Consider the following 18,691-nt stretch of genomic DNA (forward strand, 5'->3'; position numbering starts at 1 on the left):
ATCGGTTGGTCTACCGTAAGCCTCTGTTTGAAAAAGATAAATTCTCGAGATCCAGAAGAAGCAATGAAAAGTGAGAACGGCGTGATCGTCGTTTTGCGCAGTTTTTCTGAGAGAGCGGTGCTGCCCCAGCCCTGTCAGCCGCCTGCTCGCTGTCTCATGCCTGTAATAGTGTAACGTTAGGTTAGAATGGCTCCACGCGTGGGGTAAATCTTAACTTGGAGGCAAGCGCAATGAACGAGCACCTTTCCCAGCAGATATTCCCGACGACGCAACTCGAAGAAGCGGATGGCGACGGCCACAACACGAGCGCCAACCCTACGATGGGCGAGATCATCGGCAAGCGGTTCTCGCGCCGCAACTTCCTGCAGGGCTCGCTTGCTGTTTCCGCCATTGCCGCGACCGTCAGCCCGATCGCGCTGATGAGCGCGGATGAGGCGCGCGCGGAGGGTAAGGGCTCCGCCTTCAACTTCTCCGAAGTGGAAGCCGGCGTCGACGACAAGCATCACGTGGCCGAAGGCTACAATGCCGATATCCTGCTGCGCTGGGGCGATGCCGTGCTGCCCGGCGCGCCTGCTTTTGATCCGACGAAGCAGACGGCCGACGCCCAGAGCAAGCAGTTCGGCTACAACAACGATTATGTCGGCTTCATCCCGCTCGAAGGTTCTGCTGAACACGGGCTGCTCGTGGTCAATCACGAATATACGAACCCGCATCTGATGTTCCCCGGTCTCGTCCAGGTGGTCGACGGCAAGATCAAGCAGGGCGCGCTCAGCAAGGAGCAGGTGGACGTCGAGATGGCCGCTCATGGCGGCACCATCGTCGAGATCCGCAAGACGGACGGCAAGTGGCAGGTCGTCGCCGACGGCAAATATAACCGCCGCATTACGGCCAACACGCCAATGGACATTTCCGGCCCGGCCGCCGGCAACGATCGCCTGAAGACCAGTGCGGACGCGACCGGCACCCGCGCCATCGGCACGATCAACAACTGCGCCGGCGGCGTCACGCCCTGGGGCACCTACATCATGGCGGAGGAGAATTTCCACGGCTATTTCTCCGGCAATCTGCCGGAAGGCCACAAGGAAGCCGCCAATTACAAGCGTTACGGCGTTCCGGAAGGCGCTTACGAATGGGCCAATTTTTACGACCGCTTCGATCTTTCCAAAGAGCCGAACGAACCGAATCGTTTCGGCTGGATCGTCGAGGTCGACGTCATGGACCCGACCTCCACGCCGAAGAAGCGCACCGCACTCGGCCGCACCAAGCACGAAGGCGCTGAATCCATAGTCGCCAAGAACGGCAAAGTGGTCTTCTATCTCGGCGACGACGAGCGTTTCGACTATGTCTACAAGTTCGTGACCGACGGTACGTTCAACCCGAACGACCGCGCCGCCAACATGAACCTGCTCGACAGCGGCACGCTCCATGTCGCCAAGTTCAATGAGGACGGCACCATGCAGTGGCTGCCGCTGATCTTCGGCCAAGGCCCGCTGACGGCCGAGAACGGCTTCACCAGCCAGGCCGATGTGCTGATCGAATGTCGCCGTGCCGGCGACGTGCTCGGCGCCACCAAGATGGACCGCCCGGAAGACGTCCAGCCGAACGGCGTCAACGGCAAGGTCTATGTCATGCTGACCAACAATACCCGCCGCAAGGCCGACCAGGTGAACGCCGCCAATCCGCGCGCCGAAAACGCCTTCGGCCACATCATCGAAATCTCCGAAAACGACGGTGATTTCACCGCCGCTTCGGGCAAGTGGGAAGTGCTTCTGAAGTGCGGCGATCCCTCCGTTGCTGCGGTCGGTGCAACCTTCTCCACCGAAACCACCAAGAACGGCTGGTTCGGAATGCCGGACAACTGTGCCGTCGATTCTGCCGGCCGCCTCTGGGTGTCGACGGACGGCAACAGCAACAAAGCCACCGGCCGCACCGACGGTTTGTGGGCCGTCGATACGGAGGGCGCAGCTCGCGCCACCTCGAAACTGTTCTTCCGCGTACCGGTCGGCGCCGAAATGTGCGGCCCGCTCTTTACGCCTGATGACCAGACCGTCTTCGTCGCCGTGCAGCATCCCGGCGATGGCGGCGAGGACTGGCCGGGTCACGGCCGCCCGTCCTATTACGAGGACCTTTCCACCCGGTGGCCAGATTTCAAGCCGGACATGCCAGTGCGACCTGCTGTCGTCGCCATTACCAAAGTGGGCAATGGCAAGATTGCCGTCTGACGGCGTAACGCGGCGTCGAGCCGCAATGGAAGGGCTGTGGCCGCCAGAGCATGCCGCGCAAAACTGTGCAGTGGATTTGCGATAACGACATGCGTAAAAACAAGGAGTTAAAGCGCGATTAGCGAATCTGGAAGATCGCGGCGCGCTTTAGCTGTGAAGACCAGTTCGGGGCCGGTATGAGCGCATCATTCGGGCATGAGATGGCGTGGGCACGACCGAGTCATCATTGGGGGGTGTCCGAACACCTAGACATCATCCGGGATGCGCAGCGAGATCACCGTGCCCACCGCTTCGCGGGAGCGGATCTTCATGCGGCCGCCATGCAGCGAGGTCAGCGAGCGGGAGATGGCAAGCCCGAGGCCGGAGCCGCCCTTGCTCTTGGCGTACTGGCTCTGCACCTGCTCGAAGGGCTGGCCGATCTTCGACAGCGCCGAGCGCGGAATGCCGATGCCGGTATCGGCGATGGTGACGAAGACAGCGCCGTCGACGCGGCGGGTGCGCACGGCGATCCGGCCGCCATTGTCGGTGAATTTCACCGCATTGGAGAGCAAGTTGAGCAGCACCTGCTTCATCGCCCGGCGGTCGGCCGCCAGCGTCAAGCCGGACGAGATGCGTTGCTCGATCACGATGTTCTTCTCGGCCGCCGGAATGGCTGTGAAGCGCAGGCTTTCCTCGATCAGCGGCACGAGATCGATGCGCTCGCGGTGCAGCTTGAGATGGCCGGCCTCGATCTTCGACATGTCAAGAATGTCGTTGATGACGTTGAGCAGGTGTTTGCCGCTGTCGTGGATATCGCGGGCATATTCGTCGTATTTCTGCGAGCCGAGCGGCCCGAACATCTGGTTCTGCAGGATTTCCGAGAAGCCGAGGATGGCGTTGAGCGGCGTGCGCAGCTCATGCGACATATTGGCGAGGAATTCCGACTTCGCCTTGTTGGCGGCCTCGGCGCGTTCCTTCTCCGCCTGGTAGTTTGCATTGGCGGTCGAAAGCTCAGCTTTTTGGAGTTCCAGCGTCTGGCGCGAGGCGGAGAGGTCGCCGATCGTCGCCATCAGCCGGCGTTCGGATTCGCGCAGGCGTTCCTGGTGGCGCTTCATCAGCGTGATGTCTGTGCCGACCGAGACCCTGCCGCCGTCGCGGGTGCGCCGTTCATTGATCTGCAGCCAGCGCTCGTCGGCAAGCTGCACTTCCGTCGTGCGCGAGTAACCGGAGCCGTCGGCATCGGCGATCCGCCGTTCGATGACGGGGCGGGCGGCGGCGGCATTGACGATCGAGCGCTCGGTGCCGGGCACCAGCACGCTGTCCGGCAGGCCGTAGGCCTGTTGGAAATGTGTGTTGCACATAACCAGACGATCATTCTTGTCCCAGAGCACAAAGGCTTCAGAGGTGCATTCGATGGCGTCGGCGAGCCGCTGGTCGGCTTCCGCGTAGCGTTGGGCGAGCCGGTGCTGTTCGGTCACGTCCATGGCGATCCCGATCAGATGCATGCGGCCGGAATGGCTACGGATCACCTGAGCGCGGGCGCGCATCCAGACATAGTGGCCGCCGGCATGGCGCATGCGGAAGATTTGGTCGACCTGCCCGGAGTGGCCCTTGGCGATGGCGCGGGCGATCTCGTAGAGCCCGCCGTCATCCGGGTGCATCAGCCGCGCGGCTTCGCCGAAGCCCATCGTCTTGTCCGAGCCCGGCAGGCCGAGCATGTCGTACATCGACCGCGACCAGAAGAACTCGCGGTTCTCGAAGTCGAAGTCCCAGAGGCCGCAGCGGCCGCGCGACAGTGCCGTCTCGACGCGCAGGTTCGACTCCAGGAAGATATCGTCGGCGTCGCGGGCCCGCTTCACCTGGGTGTAGTAGGCGTAGAGGATAACGAGCAAGATCGCGGAGATGCCGGCAAACAGCGTGACGTTGAGCGCCAGTTCCTCGCGCCAGAGCCGGCCGATCTCGTCGAGCGACGTGGCGGCGACGATATAGCCGCCGGCATTGCCCATCAGTGTGATCTCGGCATAATGCGGCACGCCGCCGATCGTGGTCTCGATGACGCCGGCCCGGTCGCCGAAACGCCGGATCGCCGAGACCTCGGGAAAGAAATCGCCGACATTGCGCCCGACATGCGGAAGCCCGGCGGCCGTCGCGGCGAAAACCTTGCCGCTGGCCTGAACCAGCAGCACGAAAGCGCCGCTGTCCAGCCGGTCCTGCGGCAGATACTTGGCGAGGCGAGCCTGCGCCTGCGCGATATCGCCGTTGTCGAAGATGTCGGCCGCATCGGCAAACACGGCCGAGGCCGTCGCCGCCGAAAGAGCGGTGGCATGGCGAGCGGAAGCCCCCAGCCGGGCATATTCGCCCATCATCCCGAAGAAATGCGAGGCGGCGACGACGGAGAGGAATGCAACGATCAGTGCCGGAATGGCGCGCTTCAGGATGAGCTCCGCCTTCGGCAGATGACGAAGGAGCGGCTCGGATGTCGCATGACCGGAAAGGCGGTTTCGCCAGGCTTTCAACCCGTCAAAATCGACACGCAGCCGTCCTCCGGCCACGGTTGCCCGCCGCACGTCCATCATCTCTTTGCCTTGTCCCTCGTGTGATTCGCGCGCCGCTCGCCCGAACCTGACCTAGAGAATCACGGGTGATTCGCCTTGTCCAGAGGCAAAGGTAAAAATCCGTTAACTATTTATATTTCTGTATTTTTTACGTGATTCGAATCGCCGGGTGCAGCGGCCGCCGCATCTTGCGCGACGGCCGGCTGCGCAAATCACCCTTTCAGCGTGCGCTCCACGATATCGCGCACGTCAGTGGAAAGGTCGGGTGCTTGTTCGATCTTGATCAGCGCCGCGCGGGCGTGATCGGCGCGTTTCGGCTCCAGCGAGCGCCAGGAGCGCATCGAGGTCAGAATGCGGGCGGCAAGCTGCGGGTTGCGCTCGTCGATTTCGAGAATCTCGCCGGCGAGGAAATGATAGCCTTCGCCGTCGGCACGGCCGAAGCCGGTCGGATTGGCAAAGGCGAAGGTGCCGACCAAAGCCCGCATCCTGTTCGGATTGGTCCGCTTGAAGAGCGAATTCTCCATCAGGGCACGGATCCGCTCCAGGGTCTTGGCGCCTGGAATGCCGGCCTGAATCGAGAACCATTTGTCAATGACGAGCGCATTTTCCGCGAAGCGGTCGCGGAAGGCGGCGAGCGCCGCGCTCGTCTGCGCACTGTCGGGAAAATGATGGGCGAGGATCGTCAGCGCATGGCTGAGATCGGTCATGTTGTTGGCTGCGTCGAAGGCGGCCTTGGCGCGGGCTGGCGTCTGTTCCGCGTGCGAGAGATAGGTCAGCGCGCAGTTGCGCAGCGCCCGCAGGCCGGCGCTTTTTGCATCGGGGCTGAAATCGCCTGATGGCGTCATCGCTGCGTAGAGGCTGGCAAAGACATCCTTTCCGGCCTCGGCGATCTGTTTCAGGATCGCCTGCCGGCCGGCATGGATGGCTTCGGGATCGTTGTTGCCGCCGAGTTCGCGGGCGATATCGGATTCGCTCGGCAAAGCCAGCGCCTGGGCGCGGAAAGCCGGCTCGAGGCTTTCGTCGGCGGCAGCCGCAATCAGTGTCTCGACGAAGGTCGTCTCGCAGGCGACGGGCTTGCCCTCACGCGCATCGACGGCCGCTTTCAGAAGGTTCGGCAGCGCCAGGTCGGTCAGCGCCTGCCAGCGGGCGAAATGATCCGTCTCGTAACGTGCCAGACGGGCCAGATCGGCCGGGTTTTGGTCGAAATGCAGATTGATCGGCGCCGAGAAGCTGCGGTTGATCGAGACGACCGGGCGCGAGCCGATGCCGCGGAATACCGCCGTCTGCGTGCGGTCCGTGAGATGCAGCACCTCACCGGAATATTCCGCGCCGTCGACCGAGCTCGGCTCGATCTTGCCGCCGTCTTCGCCGAAGAGCGCGAGGCTGAGCGGAATATGCATCGGTTCCTTATTCGACTGGCCGGGCGTTGCCGGGATCATCTGTTCGAGCGACAGGGTGAAGGTGCCCGCCGTCGGATCATAGCTGCCCGAGGTGGTGACGAGCGGCGTGCCGGCCTGATGGTACCAGAGCGAGAACTGCGTGAGGTCGCGCCCGCTCGCATCCTCGAAACATTTCACGAAATCCTCGATCGTCACGGCCTGGCCGTCATGGCGGTCGAAATAGAGGTCCATGCCCTTCTTGAAGCCGTCTTTGCCGATGAGCGTCGCGATCATCCGCGTGACTTCGCTGCCCTTCTCGTAGACGGTTCTCGTGTAGAAATTGTTGATCTCGCGATATGTCGTCGGCCGCACCGGATGGGCGAGCGGGCCGCCATCCTCCGGAAACTGCTCGGATTTCAGATGGCGCACATCGGCGATGCGCTTGACCGGGCGCGAGCGCTGATCGGAGGAAAATTCCTGGTCGCGATAGACCGTCAGGCCTTCCTTGAGGCAGAGCTGAAACCAGTCGCGGCAGGTGATGCGGTTGCCGGTCCAATTGTGGAAATATTCATGCGCGATGACCGCCTCGATATTGGCGTAGTCGGCATCGGTCGCGGTCTCGGGGTCGGCAAGGACGTATCTGTCGTTGAAGATGTTGAGACCCTTGTTCTCCATCGCCCCCATGTTGAAGTCGGAGACGGCGACGATCATGAAGATGTCGAGATCATATTCGCGCCCGAATCTCTCTTCGTCCCACTTCATCGAGCGCTTCAGCGCATCCATCGCATAGGCCGCGCGCGGCTCCTTGCCGTGTTCGACATAAATCTTCAGCACGACGTCGCGGCCGGACATGGTGGTGAATGTGTCTTCGACGACGCCGAGATCGCCGGCGACGAGGGCGAAAAGATAGCTCGGCTTCGGATGCGGGTCGAACCAGGCGGCGAAATGCTTGCCAGGGCCGTAGCCGGCGCCGCCGAGGAAGTTGCCGTTCGACAGGAGCAGCGGGTTGGCGTCCTTGTCGGCGATGATGTTGACGGTGAACGGCGCAAGCACGTCAGGCCGGTCGGGGAAATAGGTGATGCGGCGGAAGCCCTCCGCCTCGCACTGCGTGCAGTAGATGCCACCGGTGCGATAGAGGCCCATCAGCTGGGTGTTCGCCTCGGGATTGATGATCGTGGTGATCGTCAGCTCGAAGGGGGCGCTCTCCGGCAGGTCGCGCACCGTCAGGCTTTCCGGCGTCGCATCATAACGCGAGGGGTCGAGTTCCACCTGGTCTAACAGCAGCCCTGCCAGCGTCAGCTCGTCCCCGTCGAGCACGATCGGCGCCGTAATGTCGGTGCCCGGGCGACGATGAAAGATCAGACGCGATTCGACCTTTGTCTCCGTCGGATCGAGTTCAAATGTCAGGTCCACGCGTTCCAGCACGAAGTCGGTGGGACGGTAATCTGCCAGATGTATGACCTGGCCGGTATCTGTTCGCATGGTGTTTCCTGAAGACCGTTATTTGACAACCGCGGAATACAGAGGCGGGCGCGCTCTGCGAGAAATTTGCCGAGCATGATTACATTAAAGTCTGAACTAAAGTTAAAGCAAATTGCTCGTGAACGCGACGTTCTCGGGCTTTCGCTTTGCTGCTCGGACGGTGCCGTGCCGGCCAAGGCGCTTCTGCGCCCGCCGCGCCTATCGCGGTGCCGGATGTCTTTCAGGCGTGCGAAGGACGCCGTAACGCTTTGAACTTCTGCATGATTTTATCTTCTGCCAATTCCGATGGAAGGAATTAGGCAATACGCATTTCTTTCGCTACGATGGCGACGTCACCCGCTGCGTTCCCGAGTCGAACGCGTCTTCCCGTTCTGTTAAGTCAGCATTTGAGCCAGGATCATGCACTCGGTTCTCAGAAACCCGATGAGAGGCATTGCGCTGAAAGTCTCGTCGGTCGTGGTCTTCCTGGCCATGCAGACCTTCATCAAGCTGGCCGGTCCGACTATCCCGCCGGGCCAGGTTACCTTCTGCAGGTCCTTCTTCGCGCTGTTTCCGATCATCGCCTATCTCGCCTATATCGGGCAGCTGCGCGCGGCCTTCCACACCACCAACCCGGTCGGCCACCTCAAGCGCGGCACGATCGGTATCCTGTCGATGGCTTTCGGTTTTTACGGCCTTCTGCATCTGCCGCTGCCGGAGGCGATCGCGCTTGGCTATGCCTTGCCGCTGGTCGCCGTCATCTTCGCTGCGGTCTTTCTTGGCGAAACCGTGCGCATCTATCGCTGGAGCGCCGTGCTCGTCGGTATCGTCGGCGTCGCCATCGTCTCCTGGCCGAAACTGACGCTGTTTCGCGACGGCGGCATGGAAGCCGAACAGGCCGTTGGCGCGCTTTGCGTGCTGCTCTCGGCCGTTCTCGGCGGCATGGCGATGATCCAGGTGCGTCGTCTCGTCGAGGAGGAGAAGACGGCGACGATCGTGCTGTATTTCTCGCTCACAGCGTCGGTCTTCTCGCTGGCCTCCCTTCCTTTCGGCTGGCTGGTCCTGCCATGGCCGTCGGCGCTTTATCTTGTCGCCGCCGGCTTTTGCGGCGGCGTGGCGCAGATCCTGCTCACCGAAAGTTACCGCCATGCCGATGTCTCCACCATCGCGCCGTTCGAATACACCTCGATCCTGCTCGGCGGTATCGTCGGCTACTTCGTCTTCGGCGACGTGCCCAGCGTGACCATGCTGATCGGCACCGTCATCGTCGTTGCTGCCGGCATCTTCATCATCTATCGCGAACATCAGCTGGGCATCGAACAACGGGAAGCGCGCAAGGCAACGACACCGCAGGCCTGAGGCCGTCGCCCCATCATCGGCGAGATTTTAACGCGGAGATTGCCGCCGCGCCAAGCCTGCTCCCACAGGACGAAAAGAATCGCGAATTCTTGGGATGGCGTCGACCTGCCGAATATGTTTGTTGAACGTGAGAAACTATCATTTATTCAGCGCTGTGCATATCTGACTGGGCCGCTGGCGGCTTTCGATATTACTGCTCCGAACGCTGGCCTGCGGGCGGAGGTGGAGAAAAGCATAATGGCATTCACGGCGGACCAATTGGCGGGGAACAGCTCCTTTCTGATGAGCATCCGCTTCTTGGCCGGGCGGACGCGTGGCATGTTTGACGCCGGCCCGCGTTTGGCGCGACTGCTCGCCTCCCATCAACGCTGGCTCCTGACCCAGACGGCCTATGCCCTCCACCTGGAATATGATCCGCGCGACCCCACCTCGGGTTTTACCGCCGTCCGGCTGACCGGCCGCATCACCGCTCACAAGGTGGCGAGCCGTAACACCGTGCTCGCCTTCATCGAAGAACTCTATACCTATCGTTTCATCACCCACACGCCCGGCGAGGAGCGGCGCCGGCCACGACATTTCGAGCCAGCTGCCGTCAGTCACCAGGCGATGTTTGGCTGGATTCATGCAAATCTCGCCGCGCTTGATCTGCTCGACGGCGGTGAAAGGGCAGGCCTTTTCCAGGCAAACCCGGCCTTGATGAAGCTCGTTCAGCCGCGCATTGCCCGCCATTGCCTGGAAGATGCCGCTTGGCGGGAGCCGCCGGAGCGGGTGGCGCTGTTTCTCTGGACGGAAGCCGGCGGCCTCGTCGTCGACAACTTCATCGCCCGGATGGATATCGAAAACATCGAGGCGAGCAAGTTTCCCGTCGGCCGCGTCGAAACCCGCGCGCTTGCCGCTGATTTCATGATGTCGCGCACGCACCTGCAGCGCGTCTTGGCAAAGGCGGCGCAGCGCGGCTGCGTCGGCTGGCATGATGAGCCGCGCAAGACGCACCTGTGGATATCGCGGGATTTCGTCGAGGAATATTGCGCCTGGCAGGCCGTCAAGTTCGCCTATGTCGACGAAGCCTTCGAATGGGCGAGGGCGCGGACCGAGGAACTGGCCGTCTGATCAGAGGACGATTGCCGCCGCACCCGCGCCAAAATCCGAAGCTGCATCGGCGGGGCTTACCCGCTCGCGCTCGTATTCCCGCGCCGCGCAGACCGCGACGCGGATATGCTCGAAGGTTTCAATGTTGCGCAGAAGCGCTAGCAGGATCGTCGACATGTTAGATTACTCTTGCATGAAAGGGCCGGCCGCTGCGCGATAGATTACCCAGCAATTCATAGTGTTACGGCGTCCTTCGCGCGTCTGAAAAGATGCGCGGCGCCGCAGCTCCGCGGCTCAATATTGCTGGAAGTCGGCGAAAATGGCGTTCGGGCGCGCTGTGCGGCCGTTGATGCCGGTGCCGCGGGCAACCATCTGCTCGTTCGTGGCAAAGCCGAAACGGCTATAGCCGTGGGTGGAACGAACCTGGTCGCCGGCGAGGCGAAGGGTTTCAAACCCGCAATGGATAGGACGAAATCGCTTGTTCATGGCCTTGGTTCCTGTAATTCCTCCCAAGACACCGCTCTATATTGCAGTGCAGCATTGATTCTGCAATGCATCACGACGCGGGGCAGCCATGCGAAAAGCGCATGGATCATTTCATGAATTGGTTAACTTTGGCTAATTTCTAAGCAAGGCAAGCGAGTTAAGCTTCGCTTGAAAGGCCAGCAGATCGTTCCATGCGAGCCTTTTGTTGACAGGTGCGGTCAGCAGATCCTGAGGATGCAGGCTGGCGATGGCGGGGATGGCCCGATTGGCAATGGTGATTTCACGCCAGCGGCCGCGCAGCCCATGAATCGTATCGTTGTCTCCGAAGAAAAACCGCGCCGCGAAATTGCCAAGCAGCAGGATCGCCTGCGGTTCGGCCAAGGCAATCTGCCGTTCGATGAAGGGCCGGCAGATGTCCATTTCGGCGGGCGAGGCCGGGCGATTGCCGGGCGGCCGCCAGGGAATGACCTGGGTCAGCAGGACGCCGGATCGGTCAAGCCCGATCGCCGCCAGCATCTTGTCGAACAGCTGCCCGGATTTTCCCGAGAAGGGCGTGCCTTCACGATCGTCTTCGGCGCTCGGCGCCGAGCCGATCACCATGATGCCGCTTTCGGCGTTGCCGCTGGCAAAGATCGTCGAGCGGGCGCTGTGCTTGAGGTTGCAGCCATTAAAGGCTTCGATCGCGGTCCTGAGTTCGCCGAGCGACCGCGCGGCTTCGGCGACGAACCGCGCCTGCTGCACGGCCTCGCTGTCCGGGATCGCCGGCTGCGGACCGGGAGCGGGGGCCGGACGTGCCGCGCCACTCGCACGAGGCGATGCTCGGCGCTCCGCCGGGAAGGGGCGTTCCTCGGCGATAGGCCGTTCCGGCTGCGCCTGCACCGGGCGGCGCGCCGCCTTCATCGCCTCGAACTCGGCGAAGCGGTCGACGGCCTCTTCCTCCAGCAGCCATTCCACGCCGGCATCCGCATGAAAATGCAGAAGCGCCGCAAGCTCGGCGGGGGAAAGGTCGTTGGCGGAGATCATGCGGCAAATCTAGCGGAGAGATCGTGGCATTGAAAGGGCAGGCGGCACTTTGGCCGCTCTTGCCGGCATTACTGCACAGTCCATTGCGCAATGTCGTCGCGTTCGCCGATCAGCGCCAGACCATGAGCGATCGACAAGAGTTCGCCGCCGCTTTCGATCCGATCGCGCTCGAAGCGCTCGGTGAAGATGCGGCGCACCGCCGGCACGAAGGAGGTGCCGCCGGTCAGAAACACCTTGTCGATCTCCGCAGGCTTCGTCTCGGTCTTCTCAAGCACCTCGTCGAGCGCACCTTCGATACGGGCGAGATCCTCGGCGATCCAGCTTTCGAAGTCGCGGCGCTTGATGCTGCGGCGTCCGCCGCGGCCGAGCGGCGCGAAGTCGAAAGGCGCCTCATCGGCGGCCGATAGCGCCATCTTTGTCGCTGAGACCGCCTGGTAGAGCGGATAGCCCTCGTCATGGTCGATGAGGTCGATGAAGATTTCGAGCTTTTCCGGCTCCAGGCTGGTGCGCACCAGCTTCTTCAGATCCTCGAATTCGCGCGTCGTCTTGAAGATCGACAGCTGGTTCCAGCGGCCGAAGCTGGAATAGTAGTTGGAGGGCACTTCGAGGATTTTGTCGAAGCTTTTGAAATGGCTTCCCTTTCCGATCAGCGGCGCGACGATGTTGTCGATCATCCGATAGTCGAAATGATCGCCGGCGACGCCGACGCCGGAATGGCCGATCGGCGTTGCCGTCAGCCTGCCGGCGACGGTCTCGAAGCGGATCAGCGAATAGTCGGTGGTGCCGCCGCCGAAATCGGCGACCAGCACGGTCGCATCCTGCTTCAGGTTCTGCGCGAAATAGAAGGCGGCGGCGACCGGCTCGTAGACATAATGGATTTCGGGAAAGCCGAAGCGCGACAGCGCTTCGTTATAGCGTTCGGTCGCGAGCGCCGGATCGGGGCTCGCGCCGGCGAAATGAACCGGGCGGCCGGTGACGATCCGGCTGACGTTGGAAGGCCAGTTGTCGCCGGCATAGCTGCGCAGGCGCCGCACAAAGATCTCCATCAGGTCTTCGAAATTGTGCCGCTTGGCGAAGATCAGCGTGCCCTGGAACAAGGCGCTTGCCGCGAATGTCTTGATCGACTGGAGAAAACGGCATTCGCCGGGATTGTCGATGAACTGGCGGATCGCCGCATGGCCTGCCTCGACCTTCAGCGCCGAAGCGCCGAGCTGGGCATCCTTCATGAAGGACAGTGCCGTCCGCATGCTGTCCGCCGTGCCCGCCGTACTCGTGAACGCCATTGAGCGCGTCGCCCCGCCATCCGCCATGGCGAGAACCGTATTCGTCGTGCCGAAGTCGAAACCCAGCGCCTGAGCCATGCCCGCACCTCTTCATGCCGATTGTCGTTGGAGACGGAGCATTGCTCCGCAAGGGCGTAAGCACGCCCGATCAAGGAGGGCGGGTGATGCCACAGGGGCGTGACACATTCAAGTGGATTGAGGACCAAGACGCGCTGCCATGTCCGCTTCTTCTCCGGCCTGAGAGAAGAAGCGGATCGGCAATACCCGAAATCGGCAGAACGCCGTCACTCGGCGGCCATCGCCCTTGCCTCCGGCACCACCGGCGCCTCGACCTTCTTCTGGCCCATCAGCCGGCCGAGGAAATTTCCGAACCGGTCCATCTCGACGAAGATGACAGGGGTGATGAACAGCGTCAGCAGTTGCGACACGACGAGGCCGCCGACGACGGCGATGCCGAGCGGCTGGCGCAGCTCGGAGCTTGCGCCCGTGCCGAGTGCGATCGGCAGAGCGCCGATCAGGGCGCAGAAGGTCGTCATCATGATCGGCCGGAAGCGGCGCACGCAGGCCTCGTGGATCGCCGCCGTCGCCTTCTCGCCTGTTGTGCGCATGGTCTCCACGGCCACGTCGATCATCATGATCGCGTTCTTCTTGACGATGCCGATCAGCATCAGCAGGCCGATCAGGGCGATGATCGACAGGTCGAAGCCCATGATCTTCAAGGCCAGCAGCGCGCCGAAGGCTGCCGCCGGCAGGCCGGAGAGAATGGTGAGCGGATGGATGAAGCTTTCATAAAGCACGCCGAGCACGATATAGATGGTCAAAACGGCCGCCAGGATCAGATAGGGCGTGTTGCCCTGCGACTGCTGGAAGATCTCCGCCGTGCCGCCATAGGAGGTGAAGACGTCGGTCGGCAGCCCGATCTCCCTCTTGATCTGATCGATCGCCGCCGTGGCATTGCTGAGCGAGACGCCTTCCGGCAGATTGAACGAAACGGTGGTCGAGACGAGCTGGCCGGTCTGATTGATGGTGACCGGCCCGGTGGTGCGTTCGACATGCGCGAAATTCGACAGCGGCACCAGGCTGCCATTGGACGAGGCGACACGGATTTCAGACAGTTTCTGGTCGTCCCACGGCTTGCTCGTGTCGTATTCGACGATCACGTCATAGCTGTCGCCGGTCGACTGGATTTCCGCCGCCGTATAACCGCTGAAGGATTCCTGCAGCGTCGTGCGCAGCGTATCGTTGTCGATTCCGTAAGCGGCTGCTCGCTCGGTATCGATGACGATATTGGCCTGCAATGCATTGTTCTGGGCGTCCGAGGTCACGTCGGTGAACAGCCGTTCCTTGCGCATCGCCGCCTGGATCTTCCCGGCCCAGAGGCTGGTCTGGTCGGCGCTCAGCGCCTGCACGACCAGCTGATATTGGCTGGCGGTCTGGCGGCCGCCGAAGCGCAGGCTCTGGTTCGGCGTCACGAAGGCCTGCAAGCCGGGGATCTTGTTGATCGCCGTGCGCAGCTCGCGCAGCGTCTGGTCAAGCGGCGGACGCTCCTTCTTGTCCTTGAGTTCGACGAACATCGAGCCGTTGTTCTGCGGTTTGTTCGGATTGCCGCCGATCGTTGACATCACGTGATTGACCGCCGGGTTCGCCTTGACGGCGGCCGCCGCCCGCTGCTGCAGGGCCTCCATGGCGGAATAGGAAATGTCCTGCCGGGCCTGGGTGTTGATCGTCAGCCGACCGATATCCTCTTGCGGGAAGAAGCTCGTCGGCAGCGTCATGAAGAAATAGATCGTCAGCGCCACCGAACCGAGGAAAACGCCGAGGATGGTGGCGCGATGGCGAAGGCACCAGCCGACCGCGCGGTCGTAACCGTTGAGTGTCCGCTCGAAACCGGCATCGAAAATGCGGATGAGCAGCGGCGGGCGGCTGTGATTGTTGGAGAGCCGCGAGCCGAGCATCGGCGTCACGGTCAGCGAGACGATCGCCGACGATATGATGGCGATGGCGACCACCATGCCGAATTCGTTGAACACGCGCCCTACGACGCCGCCCATCAAGAGGATCGGGATGAAGACGGCAATCAGCGAAACCGACATGGATATGATCGTGTAGCTGACTTCGCCCGCACCCTTGATCGCCGCTTCGCGCACCGGCATGCCTTCCTCGACATGGCGCAGGATGTTTTCGAGCATGACGATCGCATCGTCGACGACCAGACCCACCGCGAGCGTCAGCCCCAGGAGCGAGATGTTGTCGATGCTGTAGCCGAGCACAGACATCATGCCGAAGGTCGCGATCAGCGACAGCGGAACGGCAAGTCCCGGAATGATCGTAGCCGTCGCATGGCCGGTGAAGAGGTAGATGACGAGAACGACGAGGCCGATCGTCAGGAACAGCGTGAACTTCACATCGGCGATGGCGGCGCGAATGGGTTTTGCGGCATCGTTCATGACGACGGTGGTCAACGAAGCCGGGATTTCGGCATGAAGCTGCGGCAGCTTGGCGTTGATCGCGTCGACGACGTCGACGGTGTTGGCATCGGGCTGCCGCTGAATGGCGAGGATAATGCCGCGCTGGCCGTCATACCAGCTGCCGGTATACTGGTTCTCGACGCCGTCCTGCACATCGGCGACGTCGCCAAGGTGGATCGGCGCGCCGTTCGGATTGGCAATGACGAGCGAACGGAACTGGTCGGCGTTGGTGCGTTGCGTATTCGCGGTGATGGTCATGGCCTGCGAATTGTTCTGCAACGTTCCCACAGGCTGCTGGCTGTTGGCCGCAGCGAGCGCCTTGTTGACCGTATCGATGCCGATGCCGCGCGTGAGCAGCTTGTTGGGGTCAACTTCGACCCGCACCGCGTAAGTCTGCGCGCCAAAGACGCTGACCTGGGCAACGCCGGGGAGCGTGGAAAGCGATGGCGAGATGATGTCTTCGGCGATTTCGTCGAGCTTGCTGCGCGGCATGGTGTTGCTCTGCACGGAGAGCAGCATGACCGGCGCATCGGCCGGGTTCGTCTTGCGGTAGCTCGGCGGCGTCGTCAGATTGTCGGGTAGCTGCCGTGTCGCGTGCGAGATCGCCGCCTGCACATCGGCTGCGGCCGCGTCGATATCGCGGTTGAGGTCGAACTGCAGCACGATGCTGGTGCTGCCGAGCGAGTTCGAGGCGCTGATCTCGCTGATGCCGGGGATGGTCTCGAACTGCTTGATCAGCGGCGTGGCGACCGAGGTCGCCATGGTCTGTGGCGAGGCGCCGCTTAGCTGCGCCGAAACGTTGATCGTCGGAAAGTCGACCTGCGGCAGGGCCGCGACCGGCACGAGCCGGTAACCGGCAAGGCCGGCCAGAATGACGGCGATGGCAAGCAGCGTCGTCGCGACGGGGCGCTGGATGCAGGAATTCGGGATCATTGCTGCGCTCCCACCGTGATCGTCTCGGATTGTTGCGGTTGTCGCGGCTGCTCGGCGGAGGCGACATCGAGCGTCTTCTGGTCGAACTCTTCGTTAATGGCCTGTTGGTCGCTAAGCTGCCCCTGGCCCTCGACAACGACATGGTCCCCTTCGGACAGGCCCGATTCGATGGCGGTGAAGCCGCCATTGGCGCGGGCGACGGTGACAGGCGTCAAATGCGATTTGCCGTCCCTGGCGACGAAGGCGAAGAAACCGTCGGGGCCGGGGCTGACGGCAACCGTCGGCACGACCACCTGCTGCTTGTCGTTGTTGAAATGCACGACGATGTTGACGGATTGGCCGGGCCAGAGCGCGCCGGAGGCATTCTCGAACTTTGCCTTGGCAAGGATCGTTCCCGAGGCGGTATCGACCGTATTGTCGTAAAAGCTGATTTCACCCTTGCGGACTTGTCCCTTGGTGGAATTGGGGGCCGTGCTCACCTCGACCGGACCGGCCGCCAATGCGTTCTTCAACGCGCGCAGATATCGCTCCTGCAGGTGAAACTTCACATAGATTGGATCGTATTTGGCGATGGTGACGATGGCCGCGCCGGCATTGAGGAAGGCGCCCTTGCTGACGGCGATATCGCCGAGCCGGCCGTCGAAGGGCGCGCGGATATCGGTATGCTCGAGGAGGATCTGATCGGAGGCGAGCGTCGCCTTGTCCGCGTCGACCGTGGCCGCGGCCGTGTCGCGGGCGGCTCTCGCCTGATCGAGGCTCTGCTGGGTGCCGGCTTTCTGGTCGAACAGGTCCTGGGCGCGCACCAGCGCGGTCTCGGCTTCCGAAAGCGTCGCCGTGTCGCGCATGATCATCGCATTGTCCTTGTCGACGGCGGCCTTGGCGGTCCGGTCGTCCAGCTTGGCGATCAGGTCTCCGGCCTTGACGGTCGCTCCGTCCTGCGCATCGATGCTGACGATCAGCCCCTGTTCCTGTGCGGCGATCGTCGTATTGTCATCGGCGTCGGCCCAGCCGGAAGCCGTCACATCCATCGGCAGCGTTGTCTTCACGGCGGCAACGGTCTTGACGACGGTCGGGCCGCCGCCGCGTCGGCGCCCGCCGCCCTGACGCTGGCCGCTATCCCCGGCCTGGGTCTGATCGGCCTGCGCCTGCTGGCCGCCGCCATGGCTGCTGGACGGCTGCTGGATGAACTGCGACAGGTAGGGAATGCGTGAGGCGTGGGGAATGAGATTGCCGAACTGCCAGAAACCGACGGCGGCAACGGCGATAATGCTGACGGTAATCCAAAATTTCTTCATGGCGAGACCGGGTGGAGCAGGGTTGCGAAATTAATGCTTGGATTGAGCCACTTATATTGCGGCGCAAAATAGACATAATTCCCGGGTCGCGATCACTAAGTGGTTATAACGGCTTAAATTTTTGTAATGAATATTCCGTAATACTCAAATTATACTAATATAGGAAGGGGTGCAATTTGACGCGGGTCCCGCTAGCACGCCGGCGGTTCGCGACAAGTCGATGCCGCCCTCCTGCAAGCCAGGAATAGCGGGAAAACAGAGAAGGCAGGTCGTCATGACTGAGTTGAATGCCAGCGAATTTCGCTCTCTCATCACAAGCGTATTTCCCGAACTGACGGCCTCCGTCTTCAAGCTGGCGGCAAAGGGCTGGGATTCGATAGCGATCGACGTCGACGACACGCTGATCTTCAAGTTTCCCCGGCCATCTCGGCGCTGAAAGAGCGCTTGTGAAAGAAGCCGCCCTGCTCGATATCGTTCGACCGTCGCTGTCGATGGCGGTTCCCGACATGCGTATTCACGATGGACCGCCGATCTTCTCCAGCCACGCCAAGCTCGAGGGGGAACATCTCATAGCCGAAGATTACGATGCGCTCGCGGAGGGCGACCGTCAGCGCCTGGCGGACGACCTCGCGCGCTTTTACGCCGAATTGCACGCGCTTGATGCCGATCGCCTGCGGGCGGCCGGCGCTGGGGCAATCCTGCCATGGCAATCGCCGGAGGTGGTGCGAGAAAAGGCTTTGCCGCGGCTGCCGCCTGAGATCAAGCGCTTTGCAGAGGCGGTCGTTTCGGATTTCCAAGCCTTGCCGCCGGACCCCTACGGCAACGTCTACGGCTTCTTCGACGGGCACGGCTGGAACATGGCCTTCGATCATGCGCAAGCCAGGCTGAACGGCATCTACGATTTCGCCGATTCCGGCTTTGGCCCGCTGCATCAGGAGTTCATCTACTCGAATTTCATCTCACACGATCTCACGGCACGCATCGTATCGGCCTATGAAATGCTGACCGGACGCAGGCTCGATCGGCGGCGTATTGCGATTCTGACGGGCTTCCACCGGCTTTCCGAACTCGCCGAACTTGCCGACGATCCGGCCAATGTCGAACAGATGATCCAGAGCGCGGCGACCTGGGCCGCCGCGGCGGACCGAGTCGCCTGAGC

At 62.2% G+C, this 18,691-nt stretch carries 11 protein-coding genes and 1 pseudogene; 4 read left to right on the plus strand and 8 right to left on the minus strand.

Translation table 11 applies throughout. The annotated features are described in order from the left end of the window. Positions 1 to 230 precede the first annotated feature (230 nt). Positions 231 to 2,222, plus strand: coding sequence for a PhoX family protein (locus J0663_RS15290; RefSeq protein ID WP_207241158.1), 1,992 nt, complete (start codon positions 231 to 233; stop codon positions 2,220 to 2,222). Between the two features lie 245 nt (positions 2,223 to 2,467). On the opposite strand, the gene J0663_RS15295 is transcribed toward J0663_RS15290, so the two are convergent. Both J0663_RS15295 and pepN read right to left on the minus strand, forming a co-directional pair. After that, complete coding sequence (locus J0663_RS15295; RefSeq protein ID WP_207241159.1) at positions 2,468 to 4,777, minus strand: PAS domain-containing sensor histidine kinase; 2,310 nt, start codon at positions 4,775 to 4,777, stop codon at positions 2,468 to 2,470. 191 nt (positions 4,778 to 4,968) lie between these two features. Continuing rightward, on the minus strand, positions 4,969 to 7,617 hold the full coding sequence (gene pepN, locus J0663_RS15300; protein ID WP_207241160.1) for an aminopeptidase N: 2,649 nt from the start codon (positions 7,615 to 7,617) through the stop codon (positions 4,969 to 4,971). Between the two features lie 399 nt (positions 7,618 to 8,016). Between pepN and J0663_RS15305 the strand changes: the two genes are divergently transcribed. Both J0663_RS15305 and J0663_RS15310 read left to right on the plus strand, forming a co-directional pair. Further along, on the plus strand, positions 8,017 to 8,955 hold the full coding sequence (locus J0663_RS15305) for a DMT family transporter (protein ID WP_207241161.1): 939 nt from the start codon (positions 8,017 to 8,019) through the stop codon (positions 8,953 to 8,955). 237 nt (positions 8,956 to 9,192) lie between these two features. After that, positions 9,193 to 10,065 (plus strand): hypothetical protein, encoded by an 873-nt coding sequence (locus J0663_RS15310; protein WP_207241162.1) that lies wholly within the window; start codon positions 9,193 to 9,195, stop codon positions 10,063 to 10,065. Here the strand turns inward: J0663_RS15310 and J0663_RS15315 are convergent, their stop codons facing one another. From J0663_RS15315 to J0663_RS15340, 6 genes are all read right to left on the minus strand, one after another. Further along, a complete protein-coding gene (locus tag J0663_RS15315; RefSeq protein WP_207241163.1) occupies positions 10,066 to 10,221 on the minus strand; it encodes a hypothetical protein in 156 nt (51 codons plus the stop codon). Positions 10,222 to 10,338: 117 nt separating this feature from the next. Then, entirely contained in the window at positions 10,339 to 10,530 is a 192-nt protein-coding gene (locus J0663_RS15320) for a hypothetical protein (protein ID WP_207241164.1), read from the minus strand. A 132-nt stretch (positions 10,531 to 10,662) separates the two neighbouring features. Further along, complete coding sequence (locus J0663_RS15325) at positions 10,663 to 11,553, minus strand: uracil-DNA glycosylase (protein ID WP_207241165.1); 891 nt, start codon at positions 11,551 to 11,553, stop codon at positions 10,663 to 10,665. 68 nt (positions 11,554 to 11,621) lie between these two features. Beyond that, on the minus strand, positions 11,622 to 12,914 hold the full coding sequence (locus tag J0663_RS15330) for an Hsp70 family protein (RefSeq protein WP_207241166.1): 1,293 nt from the start codon (positions 12,912 to 12,914) through the stop codon (positions 11,622 to 11,624). 206 nt (positions 12,915 to 13,120) lie between these two features. Next, positions 13,121 to 16,237 (minus strand): efflux RND transporter permease subunit, encoded by a 3,117-nt coding sequence (locus J0663_RS15335; RefSeq protein ID WP_207241167.1) that lies wholly within the window; start codon positions 16,235 to 16,237, stop codon positions 13,121 to 13,123. Beyond that, the gene (locus J0663_RS15340; RefSeq protein WP_207241168.1) at positions 16,234 to 17,532 is read right to left on the minus strand and encodes an efflux RND transporter periplasmic adaptor subunit; all 1,299 of its coding nucleotides are present in this window, start codon (positions 17,530 to 17,532) and stop codon (positions 16,234 to 16,236) included. Before J0663_RS15340 ends, J0663_RS15335 begins: the two co-directional genes overlap by 4 nt. Before the next feature lie 274 nt (positions 17,533 to 17,806). Here J0663_RS15340 and J0663_RS15345 point away from each other — a divergent pair. Next, positions 17,807 to 18,689 (plus strand): annotated as a pseudogene (locus J0663_RS15345) (phosphotransferase family protein). The last annotated feature ends 2 nt before the right edge of the window (positions 18,690 to 18,691 follow it).

The sequence above is a fragment of the Rhizobium lentis genome, assembly GCF_017352135.1.
GTDB classification, from domain to species: Bacteria; Pseudomonadota; Alphaproteobacteria; order Rhizobiales; family Rhizobiaceae; genus Rhizobium; species Rhizobium lentis.